Source organism: Pseudonocardia sp. (genome assembly GCF_025965585.1).
In the GTDB taxonomy this organism is placed as follows: domain Bacteria; phylum Actinomycetota; class Actinomycetes; order Mycobacteriales; family Pseudonocardiaceae; genus Pseudonocardia.
This window is the reverse complement of sequence record NZ_JAOPWR010000117.1, coordinates 14,675-39,115: the sequence shown is the minus strand read 5'-3', so window position 1 is coordinate 39,115 and position 24,441 is coordinate 14,675. Positions and strand designations below refer to the sequence as shown.

The 24,441-nt window shown below is 71.6% G+C and carries 23 protein-coding genes, 1 other RNA gene and 1 pseudogene; 10 read left to right on the top strand and 15 right to left on the bottom strand.

What is annotated here, in order from left to right:
* Window positions 1-168: 168 nt before the first annotated feature.
* From JWR81_RS07290 to JWR81_RS07280, 3 genes are all read left to right on the top strand, one after another.
* On the top strand, window positions 169-1,245 hold the full coding sequence (locus tag JWR81_RS07290; RefSeq protein ID WP_297648450.1) for a sigma-70 family RNA polymerase sigma factor: 1,077 nt from the start codon (window positions 169-171) through the stop codon (window positions 1,243-1,245).
* A 234-nt stretch (window positions 1,246-1,479) separates the two neighbouring features.
* On the top strand, window positions 1,480-1,995 hold the full coding sequence (locus JWR81_RS07285; RefSeq protein WP_297648448.1) for a flavin reductase family protein: 516 nt from the start codon (window positions 1,480-1,482) through the stop codon (window positions 1,993-1,995).
* Window positions 1,992-2,537, top strand: coding sequence for an NAD(P)H-dependent oxidoreductase (locus tag JWR81_RS07280; protein ID WP_297648446.1), 546 nt, complete (start codon window positions 1,992-1,994; stop codon window positions 2,535-2,537). The genes JWR81_RS07285 and JWR81_RS07280 overlap by 4 nt, the downstream gene beginning before the upstream one ends.
* Before the next feature lie 86 nt (window positions 2,538-2,623).
* On the opposite strand, the gene JWR81_RS07275 is transcribed toward JWR81_RS07280, so the two are convergent.
* Complete coding sequence (locus JWR81_RS07275; protein WP_297648444.1) at window positions 2,624-2,998, bottom strand: tautomerase family protein; 375 nt, start codon at window positions 2,996-2,998, stop codon at window positions 2,624-2,626.
* 139 nt (window positions 2,999-3,137) lie between these two features.
* Here JWR81_RS07275 and JWR81_RS07270 point away from each other — a divergent pair, with 139 nt between their 5' ends.
* The gene (locus JWR81_RS07270; protein WP_297648438.1) at window positions 3,138-3,854 is read left to right on the top strand and encodes an aldolase/citrate lyase family protein; all 717 of its coding nucleotides are present in this window, start codon (window positions 3,138-3,140) and stop codon (window positions 3,852-3,854) included.
* Between the two features lie 47 nt (window positions 3,855-3,901).
* Here JWR81_RS07270 and JWR81_RS07265 read toward each other — a convergent pair.
* The 4 genes and pseudogenes from JWR81_RS07265 to JWR81_RS07250 form a co-directional block, all read right to left on the bottom strand.
* Window positions 3,902-4,878 (bottom strand): annotated as a pseudogene (locus JWR81_RS07265) (ribose-phosphate diphosphokinase).
* A gap of 47 nt (window positions 4,879-4,925) precedes the next feature.
* A complete protein-coding gene (gene idi, locus JWR81_RS07260; protein ID WP_367278752.1) occupies window positions 4,926-5,477 on the bottom strand; it encodes an isopentenyl-diphosphate Delta-isomerase in 552 nt (183 codons plus the stop codon).
* Complete coding sequence (locus JWR81_RS07255; RefSeq protein WP_297648436.1) at window positions 5,474-6,622, bottom strand: cation:proton antiporter; 1,149 nt, start codon at window positions 6,620-6,622, stop codon at window positions 5,474-5,476. Before JWR81_RS07255 ends, idi begins: the two co-directional genes overlap by 4 nt.
* A complete protein-coding gene (locus JWR81_RS07250) occupies window positions 6,619-7,710 on the bottom strand; it encodes a DUF2252 family protein (protein ID WP_297648434.1) in 1,092 nt (363 codons plus the stop codon). The genes JWR81_RS07255 and JWR81_RS07250 overlap by 4 nt, the downstream gene beginning before the upstream one ends.
* Before the next feature lie 91 nt (window positions 7,711-7,801).
* Between JWR81_RS07250 and JWR81_RS07245 the strand changes: the two genes are divergently transcribed.
* Entirely contained in the window at window positions 7,802-8,869 is a 1,068-nt protein-coding gene (locus tag JWR81_RS07245; protein WP_297648432.1) for a glycoside hydrolase family 172 protein, read from the top strand.
* A 277-nt stretch (window positions 8,870-9,146) separates the two neighbouring features.
* Here the strand turns inward: JWR81_RS07245 and JWR81_RS07240 are convergent, their stop codons facing one another.
* Window positions 9,147-9,938, bottom strand: a complete 792-nt coding sequence (locus JWR81_RS07240; protein ID WP_297648419.1) for an aminotransferase class IV — start codon at window positions 9,936-9,938, stop codon at window positions 9,147-9,149.
* 499 nt (window positions 9,939-10,437) lie between these two features.
* On the opposite strand from JWR81_RS07240, the gene pabB reads away from it, so the two are divergent.
* Window positions 10,438-12,594: an aminodeoxychorismate synthase component I gene (pabB, locus tag JWR81_RS07235; protein WP_297648417.1), complete on the top strand. Its 2,157-nt coding sequence runs from the start codon at window positions 10,438-10,440 to the stop codon at window positions 12,592-12,594.
* Window positions 12,595-12,651: 57 nt separating this feature from the next.
* On the opposite strand, the gene JWR81_RS07230 is transcribed toward pabB, so the two are convergent.
* Window positions 12,652-13,116, bottom strand: a complete 465-nt coding sequence (locus tag JWR81_RS07230) for an SRPBCC domain-containing protein (protein WP_297648416.1) — start codon at window positions 13,114-13,116, stop codon at window positions 12,652-12,654.
* Window positions 13,117-13,673: 557 nt separating this feature from the next.
* Here JWR81_RS07230 and JWR81_RS07225 point away from each other — a divergent pair.
* On the top strand, window positions 13,674-14,207 hold the full coding sequence (locus tag JWR81_RS07225) for a uracil-DNA glycosylase (protein WP_297648413.1): 534 nt from the start codon (window positions 13,674-13,676) through the stop codon (window positions 14,205-14,207).
* A 302-nt stretch (window positions 14,208-14,509) separates the two neighbouring features.
* Here JWR81_RS07225 and JWR81_RS07220 read toward each other — a convergent pair whose 3' ends face one another.
* From JWR81_RS07220 to JWR81_RS07210, 3 genes are read right to left on the bottom strand one after another with little or no spacing between them, the layout of a single operon-like run.
* Window positions 14,510-16,726 (bottom strand): xanthine dehydrogenase family protein molybdopterin-binding subunit, encoded by a 2,217-nt coding sequence (locus JWR81_RS07220; protein WP_297648410.1) that lies wholly within the window; start codon window positions 16,724-16,726, stop codon window positions 14,510-14,512.
* Window positions 16,727-16,751: 25 nt separating this feature from the next.
* Window positions 16,752-17,735, bottom strand: coding sequence for a xanthine dehydrogenase family protein subunit M (locus JWR81_RS07215; RefSeq protein ID WP_297648407.1), 984 nt, complete (start codon window positions 17,733-17,735; stop codon window positions 16,752-16,754).
* Entirely contained in the window at window positions 17,732-18,256 is a 525-nt protein-coding gene (locus JWR81_RS07210; RefSeq protein WP_297648466.1) for a 2Fe-2S iron-sulfur cluster-binding protein, read from the bottom strand. The genes JWR81_RS07215 and JWR81_RS07210 overlap by 4 nt, the downstream gene beginning before the upstream one ends.
* A 230-nt stretch (window positions 18,257-18,486) precedes the next feature.
* Here JWR81_RS07210 and JWR81_RS07205 point away from each other — a divergent pair, with 230 nt between their 5' ends.
* Together JWR81_RS07205 and JWR81_RS07200 are read left to right on the top strand one after the other, a co-directional pair.
* On the top strand, window positions 18,487-18,924 hold the full coding sequence (locus JWR81_RS07205; RefSeq protein WP_297648405.1) for a hypothetical protein: 438 nt from the start codon (window positions 18,487-18,489) through the stop codon (window positions 18,922-18,924).
* Window positions 18,925-19,430: 506 nt separating this feature from the next.
* Entirely contained in the window at window positions 19,431-20,009 is a 579-nt protein-coding gene (locus JWR81_RS07200) for a hypothetical protein (RefSeq protein WP_297648402.1), read from the top strand.
* A 384-nt stretch (window positions 20,010-20,393) separates the two neighbouring features.
* Here the strand turns inward: JWR81_RS07200 and JWR81_RS07195 are convergent, their stop codons facing one another.
* On the bottom strand, window positions 20,394-20,699 hold the full coding sequence (locus tag JWR81_RS07195; protein WP_297648400.1) for a hypothetical protein: 306 nt from the start codon (window positions 20,697-20,699) through the stop codon (window positions 20,394-20,396).
* 1,212 nt (window positions 20,700-21,911) lie between these two features.
* Between JWR81_RS07195 and JWR81_RS34275 the strand changes: the two genes are divergently transcribed.
* The gene (locus tag JWR81_RS34275; RefSeq protein WP_367278754.1) at window positions 21,912-22,223 is read left to right on the top strand and encodes a tyrosine-type recombinase/integrase; all 312 of its coding nucleotides are present in this window, start codon (window positions 21,912-21,914) and stop codon (window positions 22,221-22,223) included.
* 104 nt (window positions 22,224-22,327) lie between these two features.
* Here the strand turns inward: JWR81_RS34275 and rnpB are convergent.
* The 4 genes from rnpB to JWR81_RS07170 form a co-directional block, all read right to left on the bottom strand.
* An RNA gene (rnpB, locus tag JWR81_RS07185) (RNase P RNA component class A) lies at window positions 22,328-22,730 on the bottom strand.
* A 157-nt stretch (window positions 22,731-22,887) separates the two neighbouring features.
* Window positions 22,888-23,484, bottom strand: coding sequence for a TIGR03086 family metal-binding protein (locus JWR81_RS07180; RefSeq protein WP_297648398.1), 597 nt, complete (start codon window positions 23,482-23,484; stop codon window positions 22,888-22,890).
* Complete coding sequence (locus JWR81_RS07175; RefSeq protein WP_297648396.1) at window positions 23,471-23,953, bottom strand: SRPBCC family protein; 483 nt, start codon at window positions 23,951-23,953, stop codon at window positions 23,471-23,473. Before JWR81_RS07175 ends, JWR81_RS07180 begins: the two co-directional genes overlap by 14 nt.
* Window positions 23,950-24,318, bottom strand: coding sequence for a helix-turn-helix transcriptional regulator (locus JWR81_RS07170; protein ID WP_297648464.1), 369 nt, complete (start codon window positions 24,316-24,318; stop codon window positions 23,950-23,952). The genes JWR81_RS07175 and JWR81_RS07170 overlap by 4 nt, the downstream gene beginning before the upstream one ends.
* Window positions 24,319-24,441: the final 123 nt, after the last annotated feature.

Sequence of the window (24,441 nt, the reverse complement as noted above, 5' to 3'; positions counted from 1 at the left end):
TGCCCCCGGCGATCCGCCGGGGGCACCGTTCTGAGGGCTCGCTGAGAGTCACACCGCCGTGAGGGTCGTGCGGGAACGTTCTGGAGAAGGCAGGCGTTCAATTCTGTGAGAACCCCGGCGAGGTGTGAGAGACCATCGCCCGGGTCGCGCAGGGGAGGAACGCCACACATGACCATTCAGATGGAGAACCCGATCGCTGCCACGAGCATCGACGCGGGCACCACAGCCATCCCGGGACAGCGTACCGACTCCGAGAGCACCGCTGCCACCCTTCCGGCCTCCGGACGCCCCGAGCTGTCCGCCGAGGACCTGGATGCCCAGAGTCCCGCCGCCGATCTGGTGCGCGTGTACCTCAACGGCATCGGCAAGACCGCGCTGTTGACGGCGGCGCAGGAGGTGGACCTGGCCCGGCGCATCGAGGCCGGTGTCTTCGCGCAGCACGTGCTCGACTCGGCCGCCGAGGAGAGCACCGAGCTGGAGCGCCAGTACGCCGCCGACCTGCGGGCGATCGTCCGCGACGGCCGCCGCGCCCGCAACCACCTGCTGGAGGCCAACCTCCGGCTCGTGGTGTCGCTGGCCAAGCGCTACACCGGCCGCGGGATGCCGCTGCTGGACCTCATCCAGGAGGGCAACCTGGGCCTGATCCGCGCGGTCGAGAAGTTCGACTACGCCAAGGGCTTCAAGTTCTCCACCTATGCCACCTGGTGGATCCGGCAGGCCATCACCCGCGGCATGGCCGACCAGGCCCGTACGATCCGGCTGCCCGTGCACCTCGTCGAGCAGGTCAACAAGCTGGCCCGCATCAAGCGCGACCTGCACCAGAAGCTGGGCCGCGACGCCACCCACGAGGAGATGGCCGCCGAGTCCGGCATCCCCGAGGAGAAGATCGCGGACCTGCTCGACCACGCCCGCGACCCGGTGAGCCTGGACATGCCGGTCGGGGCCGAGGAGGAGGCGCCCCTGGGCGACTTCATCGAGGACGGCGAGGCCACCGACGCCGAGACCACGGTCATCTCGCACCTGCTGCACGACGACCTGCGGCGCGTCCTGGCCACGCTGGAGGACCGCGAGCAGAACGTCATCCGGATGCGCTACGGCCTCGATGACGGCCAGCCCCGCACGCTCGACCAGATCGGGCGCCGGTTCGGCCTCTCGCGCGAGCGGGTCCGCCAGATCGAGCGCGAGGTCATGGCCAAGCTGCGGATCGGGGATCGGGCCGACCGGCTCCGCGCGTACGCGAGCTGATCACCCGCTCCGGTCACCCACTGACGCACACCTGACCGGCGCCGTCCGAAGATGGGCTCCCCGTGAGCACGGACGACGCCGGTCGTTGCGTTGTCTACCCGGTCCCCGCCCCGGCAGACAGCTGCACCGCCGTCCCGGGGCGGAGTTCACCTCATCGTGGTGTGGCGGGTACCACTCGTCCGGAATCCGCACACGGGGTGGGCGCGCGGTGATGTCCGTGCCTAGGGTCGTGGGATGACAGGCAGTGCGCCCCCAGGGCCGGTCTCCCCCGCTGTGATGCGCGACGTGCTCGGCCACTTCGTCTCGGGCATCGTCGTGATCACCGCCAACGGCCCCGAAGGGCCGCTCGGGTTCACCTGTCAGTCCTTCGCGTCGCTGTCGCTGGACCCCCCTCTGGTCAGCTTCGCCCCCGCCCGAACCTCAACCACCTGGCCGCGGATCCGCGAGATCGGCGCGTTCTGCGTCAACGTGCTCGCGGCCGACCACCAGGAGGTCAGCGCCGGGTTCGCGCGCTCGGGCGTCGACAAGTTCGAGGGAGTGGACTGGCGGCCCGCACCGTCGTCCGGGGCGCCGGTCCTGAACGGCGTCAGCGCCTGGGTGGACTGCACACTGTGGGCCGAGTACGACGGCGGCGACCACACGATCGCCGTCGGCCGCGTGGCCGACCTGGGCGCCGACGCGTCCCGCCTGCCCCTGCTGTTCTACCGCGGGCGCTACGGCGTCACCGCCGATCCGGAGGTACAGCTGTGAGCCTGACGATCATCGGAGTGGCCGGCGGCCCCGACGCGGGCGGCCGCACCAGCACCGCCATCGCGGGCGTGCTCGCCGGGGCGGCCGAGGCCGGCGCGACGACGTCGATGGTCGAGCTGTCGGAGACGCCCGTCGCCGACGTGATCGCGGCGATCGAGGCCGCCGACGCCGTGGTGTTCGGCAGCCCGGTCTACCGGGCCACCTACAGCGCGCTGCTCAAGGACCTGCTGGAGCGCACCGAGCGCGGCAAGTGGGGAGAGAAGACCGCGCCGCTGCAGGGCAAGGTCGCGGCCACGGTCATCACCGGCGCGAGCGGCCATCACTTCCTCGCCTCGAACGACCTGCGCAACGTGTTGGCGAGCTTCTTCGCGGTGCAGGTGCTCTCCCCCGGCCTCTACTTCGACCACGGCGGCTACGTGGACCGGAACACGCTGACCGAGGACAGCGCCGCCCTCACGGCGGCGCACGGGGCAGCCCTGGCGGACCTGACGTCGGCGGTCCGCGGCTCGAAGGCGCTGGGCGCGATCACGCCCCAGGTCTAGCTCGGCTTGTTCATCGCCTGTTGAGTTCATGCCGCGCGGCGCCGTCTGCGCGGCCGGCGCGACCACGCCGGCCGCGCCCTGAGCCGTCAGTCGTCGGCGGCCTCGGGGAGGATCACACCCTCCTCCATCACCGCGTGGCCCGGGACCTCCTGCAGGAACAGCGCGAACCCCTCGACGGGCTCGCCGGTCACCTCCGACCACGCGGCGGCGAGCCCCGTGATCAGCTCACGCTTCACCGCCTCGGTGCGGCCCGCCCGGATGATGCCGACCATGCGGCCGTGCTCGACGGGCCGGTCGGCCACGAACAGGCTGCCGGGCGGGACCTCGACGAAGGAGCAGTTGACATAGCGCGACGGGGCGCCCGTGACGTCCACGTGGACCTTCGTGAACGCCGCCGCGAGCTCCGCCTTGCGCTGCGCGCTCGGCCCACCTGCGGGAACGGTGAACTGGTAGAAGGGCATGCCCCATGGTGACCGCGACGGCAGCCACGGTGCCACCCCGAGCTCGCCCGGCGGCCAGGGCGCGTCCGGCTCGGCGCTGTCGGGCCCTGCGGGCGATCACCGGCCCCCGCCTGGGACAGCGCTCTGGCACAGTGCCCCCGTGGACACACTCCGTCTCGCCGACGACGCCGTCGGCGCCTGGCTGCAACTGCCCGGCTCGGCCACGGCCGAGCTCATGGGTTCGGTGGGGTTCGACTTCGTCTGCGTCGACCAGCAGCACGGCCTCATCGGCGACGACGCGCTGCTCCCGATGCTGCAGGCGATCGACGCCACCGGCACGCCGTCGCTGGTGCGCGTGACGGCCAATGAGCCCGCCGCGATCGGACGGGCGCTGGACCGCGGCGCGGCCGGGGTGATCGTGCCGTTGGTGGACTCCCCCGAGGAGGCCGACGCCGCCGTCGCCGCCTGCTACCACCCGCCGCGGGGCTCGCGCAGCTACGGCCCCACCCGCACCGGCTGGCTGGGCGAGCGGCCCGACCCGCTCTGCGTGGTGATGGTGGAGACCACCGCGGCGGTGGCGGCCCTGCCGCGCATCCTGGAGGTCGACGACCTCGACGCCGTCTTCATCGGGCCGTCGGACCTCGCGCTGGGCGCCGGGATGCCGCTGCGCGCCCAGGACGGCGGCCCCGCCTACGAGGACCTGCTCGGCTCGATCATCGGGCCGTGCCGGGAGGCCGGGAGGCCGGTGGGCATCTACTGCGCCTCCCCCGCCCACGCACGCCGGTTCCGCGACATGGGCTGCACGTTCACGGCGCTGATGTCGGAGGCGACGATGCTGCGCACGGCCGCGGCGACCCATCTCGCGGACAGCCGGTAGCCGCCGCCCTCGGTGCTCGTCGAAACCCTCGGTGCTCGTCGTAACCCTCAGCGCGCGTCGAACAGCAACCTGACCGACTCGCCGTTGTGGATCCGGCGCACCGCCTCCGCCAACGCGGGCGCGATCGAGATCTCGGTGAGCTTCGCCGAGGTGGCCGCTTCCGGCAGCGGCACCGTGTTCGTGCAGACGATCTCCAGGACGTCGTCGCGCTCCGCGATGCGGGCCAGCGCGCCGTCGGCGAACAGGCCGTGGGTGCAGGCCACCCGCACGGAGGCGACATCGTGCTCGGCGAGCCGGTCCAGCAGCTCGACGATGGTGCTGCCGCGGGCGATCTCGTCGTCGAGCACGATCACGTCGCGGCCGCGGACGTCACCGATGATCGAGCTGATCACGACCTTGTCGTCGGAGAGCCGCTCCTTGGCCGCGGCCGCGACCGGCACGCCGAGCAGCCGCGCGAAGCGGGACGCCTCCTTGGCGTTGCCCAGGTCCGGCGAGACGACCACGCCGTTGGACAGGTCCAGGGGCGGACCGAACGCGGAGCCCCGTCGACACGGCCCCGGAAGTGGACGGCCAGCTCGTGCAGGGCGTGCAGGTGGTCGACGGGCATCGAGAAGAAGCCGTGCACCTGCGGCGAGTGCAGCGTCATCGTCAGGACGCGGTCGGCGCCGGCGGTGCGCAGCAGGTCGGCCACGAGCCGGGCGCCGATCGAGATGCGTGGCGCGTTCTTCTTGTCCGAGCGGGCGTAGGCGAAGTGCGGCATGACGACGGTGATCCGCGCGGCCGACGCGCCGCGCGCGGCGTCGAGCATGAGCAGCAGCTCGACCAGGTTCTCCTGCACGGGCGGCACGAGCGGCTGGACGACGAACACGTCGCGCTCGCGGCAGTTGGCCAGCAGCTGCACCTCGAGGCAGTCGTTGGCGAACCGCGTGACGCGCGACGGCGCGAGCGGAACCTCGAGGTGGCGGCAGATCGCCGCCGCCAGCTCCGGGTGGGCGGAGCCGCTGAACATGGTGATCTCACGCATCGCGCCCCCGAACATCGACGGTGATCGACCGGCCCGGGATCAGCCTGTCACATGGCGGTCCGGCGGTGGGCGTCGAGCAGCGGGGCCTGCAGACGCGCCCACGGCGAGACCTCGCTGCCTGGGTCGGCGGCGGCCTCCAGGAACCGCTCCCACGTCCACCACTCGCAGGATTCGACCTCGTCCGGCCGGGGCCGGGGCTCGCCGGTCAGCACGGCGACGAACACCGGGCACAGCTCGTTCTCCTCGATCCCGCCCGCCGACGCGCGGTAGCCGAAGTCGGGGAGCACCAGGCGCAGGTCCGTGGCGGCCAGGCCCAGCTCGTCGTCCAGGCGGCGGCGCACGGCGTCCTCCGGCGCCTCGCCGGGCGCGGGGTGGCCGCAGCAGGTGTTGGTGACCACGCCCGGGAACGTGCGCTTGTCGCGCGCCCGCCGCGTGACGAGCAGCTGGCCGCCCGCGAACCCGCCCTCGTCGAAGCCGTAGCAGGAGAACGCCAGGTGGCGCGGGGTGGTGGCGCCGTGGACGGTGGCCTTGTCGGCCACCCCGATCGGCCGGCCGTCGTCGTCGAGCAGGACCACCTGTTCCGAGGAAGTGATCGTCACGCCCCGACGGTAGTGCCGCGCCGTCCGAGCAGCACGCCTCCCGCTGCGGACACGGCGATCGTCACCAGGACGGCGCTGACGATCGCGGCGGCCTGCCCCGCGTCGAGGACGCCCTGGGCCAGCCCGATCGACACGATCGCCGACGGCACCCCCAGCGACGCCGTGGCCAGCAGACCGACCGCGAGCGGGCGGCGCACCACCAGCGCCACCACCACGTGGGCGGCCGTCGTGGCCACCGCGATCCCCGCGAACAGCAGCAGCGCCCGGTCGGAGGTGAACAGCGCCGCGAACTGCAGCTGGGCACCGAGGATCACGAAGAACAGCGGCACCAGGAAGCCCTCCGCCACCCCGACGAGCTGCTGCGCCAGCCGGTGCGGCTCACCGGTGGCCGCCAGCACGACGCCCGCGGTGAACCCCGCGATCAGGATGCTCGTGCCGAATGCCGTGGCCAGCGCCGCGAACGCGAAGAGCACGGCGAGGCCGACCCGCAGGTCCAGCGCCCAGCCGCGGCGCTTCGACATCTTCCGGATGGACTTCATGGCACCGGTGCGCCGCAGGTAGCGCAGCCCGAGGAACACCACTCCGCCCCCGAGCAGCACGAGCCCGGCTCCGGCGAGCACGTGGCCGAGCGCCCCGGTGGCCAGGACCAGCGGCACGGCCAGCACCGTGACGACGTCGGTCAGCGTGATCCACGCCGTGGCGAACGCGGCGGCCGGCGTGGCCGTCACGGCCGTGCCGAGACTCTGCAGGATCGGCAGCGCCACCGCAGCCGACGACGACGCGACGAGCACTGCGAGCACGAACGGGCGGTCCGGGCCCAGTGTCGTCAGCAGGTACCCGGCGGGAACGGCCAGCACGAACAGCAGCACGGTGGCCAGCGCGGCGGGGCGCAGCGACCGGCGCATGCTCGCGTCGCGCAGCGGCAGGTGGGTGCCGACGACGAACATCAGCATCGCGAAGCCGACGTCGGAGAGGAAGGCGACGGTCGGCTGGTCGGGGTCGACCAGCCTCAGACCGGTACGGCCCAGCAGCACCCCCGCGGCGATCTCACCGACCACGAGCGGCACCCCGAGCCGCGGCACGGCGGCGAGCAGCGGCCCCGCCAGCCCGGCCACCGTGATGAGCGCGAGCACCCCGAACGTCACGAGCGCCTCCCGGCGGCGAAGGCCGCGAAGTCCGCCCGCACCGCGTGGACCATGCCGCGGGCCGCGTCGAGCAACCATCCCTCGGGCCGGGCCTCCAGGTCGGCGCGCAGCTCGGCCGTGGCAGCGGAGGCGAGGTGGACGTTCGCGATCTCCCGGCCCATCGCCCGCAGCAGCCGCTTCTCCTTGCGGGCCGCGGGCAGGTCCGCGAGCTCGATGCGGCGGCAGCCGGGCGCGAGCCTGCGCAGCACCCATCCGCGCGCGAAGCGCAGCGTGGGGTCGGGCGCGTGCCGGATCCGCCCGGCCAGGTCCGCGCCGCCCGCGCCTGCGGCGTCGACGTCGGGACGGTCGCCGCGCAGCCAGCGGGTGGCGGGCGGGGCGAGCGCCTTCGCCTCCCGGGCCACCGGCCCGCCGTTCCAGGCACCGAGCGCGACGACGCGGAGGTGGTCGCGGCTGCCCATCCCCACAGTGCGGGCCACCAGCCGGACGTCGCGCGTGCCCTCGGGAAGGGCCGCCCGCAGCGCTCCCGCGACGCCCGGCGGCACGTCGGTCGCCGGTGGCAGCGCCGCGGTGCTCCGCCAGAACCGGTGCCCGTCGGGCGCCGCGCGGTCCAGCCTCAGGTCGTGCGACCCGCCGCTGAGCAGCACCGGCTCGCCCCCCGCGTCGAGCGTCCCCGCATAGCCGGCCAGGACAGCGGTGGCCGCGGGGGCGGGGGCGATCGCCAGCCGGGACGTCCGGACCGCGAGCAGCACGCTCGCCAGCAGCCGGACGAGATCCTCCGTCCACGGCAGGACGTCGGCCTCGTCGAGGTCGTTCACGCCCCAGGCGAGGCGCCCCTCCGCGTCGCGCCAGGTGCCGAAGTTCTCGACGTGCGCGTCCCCCACCCCGAGCACGGGCAGGGCATCGGCGAGCGGGCCCGCCTCCTTCTCCCACTGCTGCAGCCAGCGGAAATAGGAGCCGCGGAAGAACGCGAAGGGGTCCTTCGCCATGAGGCGGCGCCGGTCGGCCCGGCCGGCGCGCGTCACCGGCGTGCAGGCGCTCACCCACTCCTCGTAGGAGCGCGTCGCGGCGAGCACGTCGGGCACGAGCATCGGGTGATCATTGCGCGCAGCAGGCGTGCTGACCAGCACGGTTGCCCCGAATGCTCGACCGCGCGCCGGGACCCGGGCATGATCTGCCCGTATGTCCGATCCCGATCCGGCCAGGATCCGCCGTGGCGTCGCCACCCGCTCCATCAGCCCGGAGAACCCCACCGGCGCGCCGGGGCAGGGCGGTCGGGCCACCGAGGGCACCGGGACCGGTCCCGGGCGGGAGCTGGGGCCGGGCTGGAAGATCTCGCCGAGCATCGAGATCTCCGCGTACGGCACGGCGACGCTGGCCGACATCGACGGGGCCGGGCGCATCACGCACGTCTGGCTGACCACCCACCCCGACCACTGGCGCGCGCTGCTCCTGCGCGCCCACTGGGACGGCGCCCCGACGCCGGCGGTCGAGGTGCCGGTCGGCGACTTCTTCGGCCAGGGCTGGGGCCGGTTCGCGCAGCTCAGCTCGTCGATGATCGCGGTGAACCCGCACGGCGGCCTCAACTCCTACTGGCCGATGCCGTTCCGGACCGGCGCCCGGCTGACGCTGGAGAACCTGACGCCGGCGCCCGTCGTCGTGTACTTCCAGGTCACCTACGAGACCGCCGCCGGTGAGGACAGCGGGTACCTGCACGCGCAGTGGCGCCGGTCCAACCCGGTGGACGGGGCCGCGCACACACTGGTCCACGGGGTGCGGGGCGCCGGGCAGTACGTGGGCACCTACCTCGCCTGGGGGGTCAACTCCCGCGGGTGGTGGGGCGAGGGCGAGATGAAGTACTACCTCGACGGCGACCTGGACGACGGTGGCGACTTCCCGACGATCTGCGGCACCGGCACCGAGGACTACTTCGGCGGCGCCTGGAACTTCGACGTGCCCGGCCAGGGCTACACCGCATACTCCACGCCGTACCTGGGCCTGCACCAGATCATCCGCCCCGACGGGCTGTACGAGAGCCAGCAGCGCTTCGGCATGTACCGCTGGCACGTGCCCGACCCGATCCGCTTCGCCTCGGCGCTGCGCGTCGACATCCAGGCACTGGGGTGGCGGGCCGGGCACCGCTACCTGCCGCTGCACGACGACATCGCCTCGACCGCGCTGTTCTACCTGGACGCGCCGAGCACGGCTGGCCCAGCGACCCCGACGCTGGACGAGCTGGAGACCCTGTAGGGGTACATCGAGGTCGGCGCGCCCGCGCGGAGGCCGTCGATGACGATGTCGAGCAGCCGGGTGCCCGGGCCCGCCCCCTCCTCGCCGGGGTCGATGCGCCACAGGTACCCCAGCAGGACGTCGTCGGGGCCCTACACGCCGCGCCACGACCTCCAGGGCATCTCCGACGACGCCGAGCTCGCCCGCATCTCGGCCCGGATCGGCTGCCCCCGCCCGCCGACCCCGTTCTCGGCGTGCGCGCGCCGGCCGCCGGCCGGGCGACGTGCTGCGGTCGTCGTCAGGCGGGCTGACCGGCCCGGACCAGGGGGACGGCCTCGGCGGCGAGGACCTCGCGCCACAGCGGAGCCCTCTCGACGGCTCCGGTGCGGACCTCGCAGCCCCGCCAGCCCGTGACCGCGCGGATGCCGTGCAGCGCGCTCAGCGACCACGTCTCCAGGCCGTCGAGATCGGCGGGGGTGACGCGCTCGTGCCGGACCGCCACGCCACGCTGCGCAGCGGCGTCGACCAGACGGCCGCGCGTGACGCTGTCGAGCACCGGGAGCTCGGCGTCGGGTAGACACAGCGTGTCACCGCGCCACCACACGACGGAGCTGTAGGCGCCCTCGAGCAGGGTGCCGTCCTCGGTGCAGAGCACGGCCTCCCCCGCCCCCAGCTCGGCGGCCTGCGCGCGGACGCCGCCCAGCATCTCGAGGTCGGGCCCCTTCGTGCGGGGCGCGCGGCGCGGGTCGGGGCCCGGGTGGGGCGCCAGCACGACCGTCTCGGTGGTGGGGGGCGCGGGCCGCACCCGCAGGCGCAGCTCGAGCCCGCCGGGCCCGGGGCCGTACTCCACGCGGGGGAAGAGCCTGCCGGTCAGCGGCAGGTGACCGGGCACCGCGTCCATGAATCGCATGGCGTGGTCGATAGACACGCCGGCGGCCGTGCACGCCCCGACGAAACGCGCGCGGTGGCGTTCCAGGCCCGCCACCGCGCCGTCGTCGACGAGCCAGGAATCGGCGACGAGCAGCTCGGTTCCGGCGACGGACCCCTGCAGGGCCGTCCCGTCCCAGACGAGAACGTCCTCGTGCGACACCCGTGCCTCCGATTGTGTATCCGAACGGACGAATATCCTGCGCACGGTAACGGAGCTCCCCCCACCGTTCGATGTGCGGTGTACCGACAGCCGTTCACGAGGAGAATGTTCGATGCGCTTCCTGGTCGCCGCCCACGCGGAACCGGAGTGATCGGCACGCCACCCCGTGGGACGGTGCGATCACCGGGGCCGATACGGTGATCGGGTTCCACCGTCTCTTCCGACCGTCACCGACGACGGGCGGCCCCGAGCGTTGGTCGGCGTCCTCGCCGAGGGTCGACTCCCCGGTCGGGGCCGCGAGACCTCAGTACCCCTGCAGACCTGCACGGAGACCGACACCGGGCCCGGCCGACGTGCGCTCCCCCGCTCCACGGCACGGCAGATCCGACATATCCGCGGCGATATCCCCTCGTTGTCGGAGGTAGGCGACGTATCACCCACCACCGCCCAGGCCCCGGCGGTGCTCGACCGTTCAGCGAGCTCCCCTGGAAGGGACGGCATGCGCACCCTGATCATCGACAACTACGACTCGTTCACCTACAACCTCGCCCATTACCTGGCCGAGATCAACGGGTGCGAGCCGGTGGTCGTGCACAACGACGAACCGGGGTGGACGATCGACGATCTGCAGGCATTCGACAATGTCGTCGTATCGCCCGGTCCGGGACACCCGGGACGCGAGGCGGATTTCGGCTTCAGCCGCGAAGCAGTGCTCCATTCCCCCATTCCGCTGCTCGGCGTGTGCCTCGGACACCAGGGGCTATCCCTGATGTGGGGCGGCGACGTCGACCTCGCGCCCGAGCCGTACCACGGCCGTGAGTCGAAGGTGCTCCACGACGACACCGACCTGTTCGCCGGCCTGCCGAACCCGCTGAGCGTCGTGCGGTACCACTCGCTCACCGTCACGCAGGTGCCCGCCGACCTCGAGGTCACCGCGCGCACCGAGAGCGGCCTCGTCATGGGCGTCCGCCACCGCAGCAAGCCCTACTGGGGGGTGCAGTTCCACCCCGAGTCGATCCAGACCGAGCAGGGCATGGAGCTCCTGCGCAACTTCGCGACGATGACCCGCGAGTGGCGCAAGGACAACCCCCGCCCCGCCAGCGCGACCGCGCCGGAGATCCCCGTCCGGGAGCGACAGGTCGCCCCGGCCCGCACGCTCACGGTGATCGCCGAGCAGCGCGAGCTGAAGCTCCCGGTGGAGACGGCGTTCCGCGAGATGTTCGGCCAGGCCGAGCACTCCTTCTGGCTCGACAGCAGCAAGCAGGACCTGATGCTGGGGCGCTTCTCCATTCTCGGTGGCGCCACGGGCCCGCTGGCACGCGTCGCCAAGGCCGACGTGTGGACGGGCGAGGTCGCCGTCACCGACGCCGTCGGCACCACCGTCCACACCAGCGGGTTCTACGACTGGCTCGACGCCGACCTGCGCTCGCTGGCCGTGGAGCTGCCCGAGCTGCCGTTCTCCTTCGCTCTCGGCTGGGTGGGCTACCTCGGCTACGAGCTCAAGGCCGAGACCGGCGGCGCCCGCGCCCACCGCTCCAACGACCCCGACGCCGCGATGGTCTTCGCCGACCGTGCGATCGTCGTCGACCACGCCACCGGCATCGTCCATCTGCTGGCGATGGCCGAGGCGGGCACCCCGGGCGACGAGGCCGCGGCCCGCACCTGGCTCCGCGAGACCTGGGGCCGGCTGGAGAACCTGCCTGTCGACGCGCCCGACATCCGCCAGGCCGCCGAGGTCAGCGGCGACATCGACGAGCTGGTGCTGCGCCACGACCGCCGCCGCTACCTCGAGCTGATCGAGGACTGCCAGCGCGCCATCCTCGCGGGCGAGACCTACGAGATCTGCCTGACCAACATGGTCACCGGCACCGGCGAGATCGACCCCTGGCAGGCCTACCGCTACCTGCGCCGCGAGAGCCCGGCGCCGTTCGCCGCGTACCTCAAGATGGCCGACCTGTCCGTGCTCAGCACCTCGCCCGAGCGGTTCCTGTCCATCTCGGCCGAGGGCGCCGTCGAGTCGAAGCCGATCAAGGGCACGCGCCCCCGCGGGCTCACTCCCGAGGAGGACCAGGCGCTCTGGGACGACCTCAACACCAGCGAGAAGGACCGCGCCGAGAACCTCATGATCGTCGACCTGGTGCGCAACGACCTGAGCGTCTGCGCGAAGCCGGGCTCGGTCCAGGTGCCGAAGATCTTCGACATCGAGTCCTACGCCACGGTCCACCAGCTCGTGAGCACGGTCCGCGCCCACCTCCAGGAGGGCGTGTCGGCCGTCGACTGCATCCGCGCGGCGTTCCCCGGCGGCTCGATGACCGGCGCGCCGAAGATCCGCACCATGCAGATCATCGACGACCTCGAGGCCGGCCCCCGCGGCGTCTACTCCGGCGCACTGGGCTACCTCTCGCTCACCGGCGCGGCCGACCTGAGCATCGTCATCCGCACCTCCGTGGTGCGGGGCAACGAGGTCAAGTTCGGCGTCGGCGGCGCGATCATCGCGCTGTCGGACCCCGACGGCGAGTTCGAGGAGACCCGGGTCAAGGCACGCAACATGACCCGCCTGCTCGACTGCGAGATGGCCGGTGACCGCGCGCTCGACGACACCGCCGCTACCGTCACCGACGCCCACGCCGGCTACGAGGCCGTGCAGCGCTCCTGACCGTCCCTGCTGCGGCGGTGACGGGTACGACCGCACCGCCGCAGCGGGAAGGGCGGCTCAGGACGACCGGTTCGCCTCCACGAGCGCGGCGAGGTTCGCCAGGGCCATCCGTGTGCCCGTCTCGTTGTCGGCGGCAGGGACGACGTCGGGGATCCCCTCGTGCAGAACAAGGACGTCGGTTCCGCCGTCGGCGTCGGTGAGCGTCGTCGTCATCGTCATCGTCCCGCGGAGCCCCGGCTCCGCCGTCTCGAACTCGAACTCCTCCACGACCTGTTCGTCGGGCACGAGCTTCACGAAACGGCCGTGGTAGGTGTCGGTGTGTGCGTCCGACTTGCCCGTCCCCTCCACCGCGTAGGTGAGCGAGACCCGGAACGCCCCGCCCTCGCGGGCGTCGAAGTGGTGCACATGGCCGCTCATGCCGTCGGGGACCCGCCACCTGGCGACGGCCGTCGGGTCGAGCAGCGCTCTGTAGACCGCCGGTCGTGGGGCGTCGACGTGGCCGGTGATCTGCGTCGTGTACACGGGGTTCGACCTTAGGGGCACCTGGTCGACCACGACGACGATGTTCTGCGTCGGGCCGCATCCTGGACGCGGGGCGGACGAGCTGGTTTGCAAGCCGGAGCGAGTTCGGTCGTTGTCGAGGTTTGCGATGGCTTCGCAACAACCCCTCTGAGCTGCTCCGATGTGCCCAGTCGTCAGTGACGTCTCTCGCGACGTCTCGACGGCTTGTGCCATTCGTGCCCCGTGATCTTGCTGAAACAGCCACAACCCCAGCAGATCGAACAGGGCTCGGCCACCAGGCAGGGCTACCGGCGAACGACAACCCATCCGAGTTCTCCACCACGGCACCCCCCGGAGCTGGACTCGCCGTAGGGTGCGGCCCGCGGGCTCCTGCAACTGACGGCAGACGAGCGGGCATGGCCTGCTACTCGACCGCGAGCGGATACTCGGCATGGACCATGCCGACACCCAGCGGACCTGACGGCGCACGACCACCCCGAGCCATGTGGTGTCGCAGTTCTGGTGACGCCGGTGCGTCGAGCCCGCGGGCACGACATGCTGGCCCGATGACGAGAAGAATGTCCGATCCTGCGTTCCGCGCGGCACAAGAGGCCGATCGCTACGCGCCACACGTCAAACCGATCAACGAGCTCGTCGACTCGCTGCGCGACGACGTGCGGGGATGGATGCCGCACGTCGCCCCGCTGCACCGCGGCATCCATGCCGGCGTCCTCAGCGTCCTCCGCGATCCAGGCCCGGCCACCCAGGCCGGCTCGGGTTCGGGGTTCCTGTGCATCGAGAACGACGATCCGACCGCCGAGCGGCAGCTGGAGCTGTTCACCGAGGCAGGGATGACGCCGGCCGACGTGACGCCATGGAACGCCTACCCCTGGTACATCAACGCCGCCCCGAAGCCGGCGCAACTCGATCTCGGCGTCGAACCACTGGTCGAGCTGCTCGACCTGATGACCGATCTAAGGGTGGTATTCCTGCAGGGCAATGACGCTCGCAGCAGCCTGATCAAGCCTGGCCACGGCCGCCTGGGTCCGTCGGATCAGACCGAAGGTGCGCAAGGCATCGGCGTAGAGCTCATCACGATCCATGCCTGCTGAGGCGACGACAGCGGCACGCATGGCATTGCCGATCTCCCGCAACGGGATGTCCTCGATCCGACGCTCCCCGGCCGCCGCCGGCCGGAAGCCTGTCCAGTTTCGGGGATCGCGGTGCGACGGCCAGGCCACCGGCTCGGTTCCGTCCCGGACGACCTCTCGCGGCAGGTGGCAGAGTGGGCAGTCACCCGCAGCCGCCCCGGCTTCGACGGACTGCTCATTACGCCGGCCGCGGTCTGGCCTGCATCCCTCGCGGGTTGGGCGCGCATCCCCAGGGCCGGCGTCCCAGGTCCGGCATCGCCGATTCACGTCTCCAGGGATGGCAGACCGGGTAGCACCTTCTCGAGGGTGATGGGGAAGTCGCGCACGCGCACCCCGGTGGCGTTGAACACCGCGTTCGCGACCGCCGCGCCGGCCCCGCAGATGCCCAGCTCACCGAGGCCCTTCGCGCCCAGGACGTTGGCCTTGTCGTCGTACCCGTCGAGGACGAGGGCGTCGACGTCGGGGACGTCGGCGTGGACCGGCACCAGATACTGCGCGAGATCCCGGGTGACGAAGGCACCGGATCGCGGGTCGACGACGGCCTCCTCCTCGAGGGCCGCGCCGACGCCCCAGATCATGCCCCCGATCAGCTGCGAGCGCGCCGTCTTGGCGTTGAGCACGCGACCGACCGAGAACACGCCCAGCATCCGCCGCAGACGGATCTCGGCGGTGTCGGCGTCGACGCGCACTTCGGCGAAGTGGGCGCCGTAGGTGTGGAAGGCGTAGTCACGGTAGTTCGGGTCGTCCGTCATGGCGAGGGTCTCGCCCTCCGCCTCCACACCGTCGGGATGGTTGCGCGCGACGATCTCGCTCAGCGCATCGGACACGCCATCGATGCTCACGATGCCATCCGAGAACTTTGCACCGGCTGGATCCAGGCCGTGCAGTGCGGAGCGCGCATCGTTGCGCGCGGTTGCCACCAGCTTCTCGCGCAGGGCCTCGCACGCGCGATGCACCGCGGTGCTCGAATTGGCGGCGCCCCACGAGCCACCGGACCCCGGGCTGACCGGATACTCGGAACGCCCGAGCTCGACCCGCACCCGACCGAGCGGCAGCCCGAGCCCGTCGGCCGCGACCTGGGTCAGGATGGTGTAGGTGCCGGTGCCGATGTCGGTCATGTCCGTCCGAACGACGGCGGTGCCGTCCGCCGCCAACCGCACCCGCGCCGTTGTCGCTGCTTGGAGGTGTCCGCGGATGGCCGCGGCCATGCCGTAGCCGACCAACCGCGGCCCCTCGCGCACACTCGCCGGCGTGGCGGGGCGGCGCTCCCAGCCGAACCGGCGCGCGCCTTCGCGTAGACAGTCGACCAGGTGCCGGTCGCTGTACGGCACGCCTCGCTCGGGATCGGTGGTGGGTTCGTTGCGGGTCCGCAGCTCGACCGGGTCCATCCCGAGCGCACCGGCCAGCTCGTCCATCGCCGACTCCACCGCCAGCAGGCCCGGTGCCTCGCCCGGCGCGCGGACGTCTTCCCCGCGCGGCAGATCCAGCGGGGTCAGGCGGTGGCTCGTCAACCGGTGCGGCGCGGCGTAGAGGCTGCGCGTGGTGGCGGCCGTCGGCTCGATGTACTCCGAGTGGCGGTTCGTGTGCATCGTGACCTCGTGCGCGATCGCGACCAGCCGCCCGTCCCGCTGCGCGCCCAATCGCACCCGCTGGCTCGATCTGGGTCGCACACCGGTGAGATGGAAGATCTGCTGCCGGGTCAGCGCGACCTTGACCGGCCGGCGCAACGCGCGGGCGGCGAACACCGCCAGGATCGTCTCGGCGTGGATTCGCAGCTTGGAGCCGAATCCCCCGCCGACGTACGGGGTGACGATGTGGATCCGCTCCGGGTCGATCTGGAGCGTGCCGGCGATCGAGGAGCGCGCCGCGTCGACGATCTGCGTGCTGACGTGGACGATCAGGTCCTCGCCGTCCGGTACCACCAGACATGCATGCGGTTCCATGGGCTGGGAGAGCTCGTACGGCGTCGTGTAGCGCACATCGATCCTGACCGGGGCGGAGTCGAACCCGGCATCGATATCGCCCACGGTGGTGTCGGTCGGGATGATGCCGTAAGCCAGACCATCCGGCGCGTATGCCTGATCTTCGCAGGCGGCGAAGTCGTAGGAGCCCGACCCGCCGGCATATTCGACGTCGACCAGATCGGCCGCCGCCCGTGCCTGTTCGAAGGTCGTGGCGACGACGAGCGCAACGGGCTCACCGTAATGGTGAACGTCGGGACTGCTCAGCACCGGGTAGGCGCGCCAGTATTCGAAGGGAATGGAGAGGTCGGGGGTGCCCTGCGCCGGGGTGTCGTGATGGGTCATCACCATGTGCACCCCGGGTGAGCGTTCGGCGCGGGAGGTTTCGATCCGAGTGATGCGGCCTCTACCTATCGTCGCCCCGACGATGAACCCGTAGAGCGGCTGGCCGCCCTCCCAGTGCTCGTAGGCGTAGGTGGCGCGGCCGGCGACCTTCAACGGGCCGTCGACGCGGTTCACGGATTGCCCGATCATTTCGCCTTCCTCAACTCGCCTGGGCCACGTGCGCCAGCGTGCGGCACATCGTGCGCTTGGCCAGTTCGATCTTGAAGTCGTTGTCCCCCTGCCCCACCGCATCGCGCAATGCCGCCTCCGCGGCGGCGCGATAGGTGGCCATCGTGGCCGGACGGCCGGCCAACGCGGCCTCCGCCTCGACCGACCGCCACGGCTTGTGCGCCACACCACCGAACGCCACCCGCGCCTCACCGATCGTTTCCTGATCGGCCGAGACGACAGCCGCCACGGAGACCAGCGCGAACTCGTAGGACGCCCGGTCGCGCACCTTGCGGTAGTGCTGCCGGCCCGGTGGGGGCGGCGGCAGGACCACGCCCGTGATCATCTCGCCCGGCCGCAGCTCGGTCTCGATGTGCGGGGTATCGCCCGGGAGTCGGTAGAAGTCCGTGACGGCGACGCTGCGTACCGACTGGTCGGCGTCGAGCAGCTCGATCCGTGCCTCCAGCGCGGCCAACGCGACGGCCATGTCCGAGGGGTGGGTGGCGATGCAGGAGTCGCTGACGCCGAGGATCGCGTGTATCCGGTTGAACCCGCCGACCGCCGAGCATCCGGATCCGGGATCCCGCTTGTTGCAGCCCGCGGCCGTGTCGTAGAAATAGGGGCAGCGAGTGCGCTGCAACAGGTTTCCGCCGATCGACGCCTTGTTGCGCAACTGGCCCGAGGCGCCGGACAGCAGCGCTTGCGACAGCACCGGATAGCGGGTGCGCACCCGGGAATCGGCGGCCACGTCGGAATTCGCCGCCTGGGCGCCGATCCGCAGTCCGCCGTCCGGCAGCTCCTCGATGTCCCGCAACGGAAGCCGGCTGATGTCGACCAGATGGGTGGGCCGCTCGATGTCGAGCTTCATGAGGTCGAGCAGATTGGTGCCGCCGCTGATGAACTTCGCGCCGCGCCGAGAAACCGCGGCCACGGCGGCCTGCGCGTCCGTCACGCGTTCGTAGGTGAAAGGCCTCATCCCGGGTCGCCTCCCGCCACGCTCCGGACGGCCGCGACGATGTTCGGATAGGCGGCGCAACGACAGATGTTTCCGCTCATCCGCTCGCGGATCTCCGCATCGGTCAACGTGACCCGCGGCGAGGCCACGTCAGCGGTGGCGTGGCTGGGCCAACCCGCCTCCACCTCGGCGAGCATGCCGACGGCCGAACAGATCTGGCCGGGAGTGCAGTAGCCGCATTGGAATCCGTCGCACTCGACGAAGGCGAGTTGCATGGGGTGCAGGCCCTCGGGATCGCCCAGGCCTTCGATCGTCACCACGTCGTCGCCCTCGTGCATCACCGCGAGCGTCAGGCAGGAGTTGACGCGCCGGCCGTTGATCAGCACCGTGCAGGCGCCGCACTGCCCGTGATCGCACCCCTTCTTGGTTCCGCTCAGGTGCAGATGTTCGCGCAGCGCGTCGAGCAGTGAGGTCCGTGGATCCACGTCGAGACGCCGCTCCTGATCGTTGACTCTCAACGTGATCGCCGAGAGCCGGGGCATCCCGCCCTCGCTCCGCCCCATGTCGTTCGACGTAGCACCGGCCATGCCGGAGGACGCCACCGTGACGCCCGTATCCGAATCGCTCATAACAGTCCGCTTTCCTCGCGAGGTGCGGGTGTCTCCTGGATGCGCATCGTCGCTGTCGGGCACGCTCCCCGTCACCACTGCCGGGCACAGTTGCCAGGGGGCCCACGGTCCCGCAGAATCCGCCGCACCGCGAGGATTCCTTCGTGCCCGTTTCCGGGATCATGGTTCGGCTCGTCCGACCACACCAACGGCGTGCCACCGCCCGTCGCAACGCCCGCGGCGAATGCGGCGCCGCCGAGCGCTCGAACACCGCGCTGGGGATATCGACACGCGAGCGAGGTCCGACGGCCCCGAGCCCGGTCGCACTCGGCGATCCCGACAGGGTTCGGTCGTTCCTGGGCGTCTCCGGGTTCACCGACGTCGAACTCGAGGGCGTGCAGCAGCCCATGTACTTCGGTCCCGATCCCGATGACGTCTTCGGATACTTCTCCACGCAGTACGCGGGCATGGTCCGCGATCTTGATCCCGAAACGCGAGCACGCGCGCATGAGCGCCTCCGCTCAAGCCTCGCCGACCACTGCACCGACCAGGGCGTGCTGTCCGACTCCGCAGCCTGGCTCGTCCACGCCCGCAGAAGCTGAGAGACGAGGCCGCGGTCGGATGAGCGAGCCTTCCTACGTGACGGCCACTCGCGCGGCATAGGACACGGTTGCCGTCAGCTACGCCCGGCTGCTGCAGGACGCTTGGCGAAGAAGCCGCTGGATCGGGCGCCGTTGATGTTGGCCCGGTCCACCGCTCGGGTCTCATCACGCGGCTCGGCGCGGCGTTCGCAGGTCCAGGCAGCCCTGTACGGGCTCTCCCCGCGCTCCCCAGAAGGCCGTCTCATTGCCACTCTCATTCCTCTGGCGCGGCCACTCTCATCTCGCCGGCGCCGTCACTCTCACTTTCACGTCGCTCCACACCGGCCGCAGTCGGCGGGCGGCGGTCAGCCGGCGACAGGGCGGGTTGCACCGGCCCGGTACGGGCGCTGCCGCCACCGGTGCGGTGGCGACGGCCGCCGTCGGGGCGGCGTTGCCGCTGGTCGCGGCGTGTCCCCGGTGATCCCGCAGCAGCGCGCGGACCCGATCTCACCCGCCGGATTGGCTGGTTGGAACTGCTCGGGCGCGAGGACATTCTGTCCCAGGCCTGCGTCGGGCAAGCCATGGCCTGGGATGGCGGGCGGCACTTCCCGTTCTCCGGCACCATCGAGATCAACCTTGACAGCCCGCACGGCCAGGAGTGGATCGCGCGTCTGCAACCAGCCCAGGCGCGGACCGCGCAGTTCGTCCGGCTCGACCTCCGCGACGGCGACGACGCACTCCTCGACCCGCTGACCGACGCCCCAGTCGTGCGACGCACCGGTGGGCGAGTCCGGACCGTGTCTCCCACGCAACTGCCAGCGACCAGCGCTTTCGCCGAAGTCGTCCTCGACCGGCCGATCTGGATCCGCACCACCGATGGGTACCTCTACCCCGCCCCCACCCATCCTGGCGACGACCTCGGCTGGGGTGACCACCGCAACAGACACCTCCTCCTGGCAGTCCTGCTGGACCGCCTGCTCACCGACATCAACGCCGAGCCCGCCGACGGCACCGAGCGCGCCCCAGCCGGCCTGCGGAAGCTCACCCGGCTGGCCTGGCCCGCCGGAACGGTCTTGACCCCGGGCGGTCGTCGAAGCCGCCCGTGACGGCCGTCCCTTCCCCCAACCCGGCAAGCCCGCGCGCGACAGCGACGAGTAGGTGCAGCGGGCGTCCGAGCCTTCACATCGGGGACAGAGAGGCTCGCGGTCAGCCGAGACGCCGGGCCACTGTCTTTGGGCCGGGTCACCGCGGCGAGCTTAGGAGCGGGCACCAACGACAGATCATGTCCGACAGCCTGCACGCTTAGTACTCATCGGGCAGAGCCAGCTGAGCCGAGCCTGAATGCGCTCGGTGTTGTACGCCCGGCAATGAACCCGGGAACGCCCCGTTCCCGTCCTGACCTCAAAAGCATGCCTTCTTGCATATCTTGCTGCCCTGAGACCACGCCGCAGCCACGCGCCCCCTGGATCACCCTCGTCGCGGCACGTCGTCTAGTCCGAGGAGATCACGAAGACCCGCGTCCCACCCGGGGTGTTCGTCGTCTGGCCGTACCAGCCGGTCGGCGCACTCGCCGTTCCGGCCGGCGTGCTGAACTCGCCGGACCCGAAGTCGAAGTCCTGGTTGGCCACCGGGATACCCCGCCCGGTCGGCATGCTCGTCGCCATCCAGGGGTTCTGGCCCCGACCCGGGAAAGCGAGCGGGGCACCGATGACGGGACTCGACGACGTGTTGGTCGGGCCCTCGACACCGCCGCCGACCGCGAACTTGCCGTCGGGGCACTCGACCGAGGCCGTCATGCCCGTAGACGAGTTCCACACGACCTCGATGCTCCGCCCGTCGCCGTCCTGACCCGCCTGGTGATCCCCTGCGTCGGACGGACCCTCACCCGCGCTGGCGCCGGTACCGACAAGCACACGCTTCGACCACGAATCGGTAGACGTGGCCACGGAACGTGACAGCAGTCCGACCACGCCGCCGCAGCGCCGCGCGCGAAACCTCCGACAGCGACACGATCCCGCCGACACCGGAGGCAGACATGGGCGAACAGCACGAACCGCTGTGGGGCGTGCGCGAGGTGGCGGAGTACCTCGGCGTACCCGCTACCACGCTCGACCAGTGGCGTTACCACGGGTACGGGCCGCGCGGCCGCCGTGTCGGCCGCTACGAGCACTACGACCCCGCCGACGTCCGGGCCTGGTTCGCCTCACTCTCCGACGGCGTGGCGTGGCCTGAGCGGGCGGCCGGCGTGGGGAGCGTTCAGAAGCGGGTCCAGGCTGGCACCGACTCCTGGCTCGCCCGGTGGCGCGACCCCGCCGGCCGTCAGCGCAAGCGATCCTTCCCGCGCAAGGTCGACGCCGAGCGCTTTCTGGCCACCGTCTCAGCCGACCTCGTGCACGGCACCTACGTCGACCCGAACGATCCGACGCTCTTCCGCGACCACGCCGAGGACTGGCGCGCCCCGCATGTCCATCGCCCGACCACACGGGCGCACGTCAAGACGAACCTGCGGCAGCACGCCTTACCCGGCCTTCGGCCACCGGCGGTTCGGCACGATCCGTGCCAGCGAGGTGCAGGCCTGGGTCACCGGTCTGTCGCGCAACCTGTCCCCTGCGACCGTCCAGGTCATCCACGGCATCGTCGCGGCGATCTTCAAGGCGGTTCACCGTGCGAGGGCACGAAGCTGCCGAAGAAGCTGCCCGTGGAGATCACGCCACTCACGACGGCCACCGTCGAAGCGTTGATCGACGCCGTTCCGGACCGGTACGGCGCGTTCGTCGTCCTCGCCGCCGGCACCGGGCTGCGCCAGGGCGAGTGTTTCGGCATCGTGGACGAAGGCCTCGACCTCGACCGCCGGACGCTGCGCGTCGAGCAGCAGCTGATCCTGCTCCCCCGTCGCGATCCCTTCCTCGCGCCGCCGAAGACGTCGGCCTCGCACCGCTCGGTGCCGCCACCGGACGTCGTCACCGCGGCGTTCCGAGAGCACCTACGGACGTACCCGGTGATCCGTCCTGACGGGTTGGTCTTCACCGACGAGGACGGGCGGGCCCTGCGACGCACCGCGTTCTCGCGCGAGGTCTGGCGCCCGGCCGTCGCGGCGGTCCGCGCGCCTCGCGGGACCGGCTTCCACGACCCTCCGGCACTACTACGCCTCGCTGCTCATCCGCCACGGCGAGTCGATCAAGACCGTGCAGCGCCGGCTCGGGCACACCACCGCCGCCGAGACCCTGGACACCTACGCCCACCTCTGTCCGGACTCGGACGACCGGACCCGTGAGGCGATCGACTCCGTTCTCGGCTCGACCACGGAGCGTCACCGCTGAACGGTCCGCTGGTGATCACTCCGGACGAGATCGAGAGCTCATGTGCCCCAGATGCGCCCTACGGACTACCATCAAGGCCGTTCCTGCAGCTCACAGGGTTGGGGCGGACGAGCTGGCCTGTAAGCCGGATCCTGTTCCCGGGCGCCTTGCGGCGCACCGTTCGGCGACCATCCATCTAGGCCCACCGTCGCCGGTGGGCTCGAGCGGTCTACCCGCAGGCTCGGACGGGCCGCCCTCGAACGCCTGCGCAGGTCCCGTCCGAGGACGGGACCCTTTTGACCTTGCTCCGGGTGGGGTTTACCTAGCCACCCCGGTCACCCGGGGTGCTGGTGGTCTCTTACACCACCGTTTCACCCTTACCGCCCGCTTGCACGGGAGGCGGTTTGTTCTCTGTGGCACTGTCCCGCGGGTCGCCCCGGGTTGCCGTTGACAACCACCTTGCCCTGCGGAGTCCGGACTTTCCTCGGCGGAGCTCGAGAGCTCCGCCGCGGCCGCCCGGCCAGCTCGTCCGCAACGAAACTCTACCGCCCGGCAGCGGGATGCCGGCGACCCCACCGGAAACAGACACACCGGATCGTCAGCGGGCGGACATGGCACTCCGCCAGTATCCGGCCATCGAGGTGGCCCCTCGACCACGCCGGAGGACACCTCGGGCTCGGCGAGATCAGCCGGTTCCGGCAGTACCTGGCCTGGGCACGTCGCCCGGCTGCCACGACGGGTCGCGGCCGATGAAGCCGAGCAACCGGGTCTGCGGGTCGGCGCCAGGTGGCACCGGCACCCGCGGGCCGTACTGGCCCGAGGACCGGATGACCTGCTCCATCGGCTCCATGCCGGCCAGCAGCCCGGCGCAGAACTCCGGGTCGAGCCGGTCGTCCTGGCCGGTGGCGCGGGCCAGGTCCCAGGTGTGCATGAACACGTCCGAGGTGTAGAAGCGGTCGACGGCCTCGAGCAGCGGCACCTCGCCGAGGTGCGGGTTGCGGAGCACCCGCTGCGTGGACGCCGGGTTGTCGAGCAGCGCCTGCACGGCGTCCGCGTGCGCGGTCCACGCCGTGACCGGGTCCGCGCCCGCGGGACGTGGCAGCTCGATCCCCGTACCCGCGGCCAGGAAGGCGGGGAACCACTCCGTCAGATGGCCGACGACGTCGCGGGCCCGCCAGCCGGCAACCGGGGCGGGCGCATCCCAGTCCGCGGTGCCGAGGACCCGCTCACCGAACGCGCCCGCGACCTCCCGGTGCCGGCGCGACGGCTCAGAGACTGCCATCGGCCACGAGACGGTCGAGCTTGGCGTAGCCCTCTGCGATACCGGTCTCCATGCCGCTGCGCAGCCACGCGTCGCGGCTCTCGAAGCTCTCCACCAGCGACTGCGCGTGCAGGCGCGTGCGACCGTCGCCGAGGTCCTCGAACGTCAGGGTCTCCAGCGCGACGCCGTCCGGGTCGCCGTCGAACGTGAAGGTCTGGACGATCCGGTCGGGCCGCACGTCGTGGAAGGTGCCGTGGAACCCGAACTCGGCCCCGTCGCGGCCGGCCACGTAGCGCCAGCTGCCGCCACTGCGGGCGTCCCAGTGCAGGATCCGGGTGTCCATCCCGTTCGGCCCCACCCACTGCCGGAACAGGTCCGGGTCGGTGTGGGCCCGGAACAGCTGGGCGGGGGTGGCCGCGAAGTCGCGGACGATGCGGATGATCGGCACCGTCGGGTCGGCCTCGATACGGGCTGCGGTGGACGAGGTCATGATGCGGTCCCTTCGTGTCGTTCGTCGGCTTCCGGGTCGTTCTCGTTCATCGCGGCCAGGACGGCGTCGAGGCGCTGGTAGCGCTCCTCCGCCCGGCGCCGGTAGCGCTCGATCCAGGCCGTTGCCAGGTCGAAGACCTCGGCGTCCAGGTGCACCGGCCGCCGGTGCGACGTGCCGTCGCGCCGGACCAGGCCGGCGTCCTGGAGCACCTTGATGTGCTTGGAGACGGCCTGCACCGACACGTCGTACGGGGCGGCGAGCTGCCCCACCGTGGCGTCGCCGACCGCGAGCCGGGCCACCAGGTCGCGGCGGGTCGGGTCGGCCAGTGCGGCGAAGACCTTGGAGAGCTGGTCCGGCACGAGCATCACCTCAACCAATCGGTTGACGATGACCATAGCGGGTCGCGCGACCGATCGTCAACCAACTGTTTGACGATTGCGATTCCCGTGAGGGCGTTCGCGGCCCCGATGATCGCGGTGATCCGGACG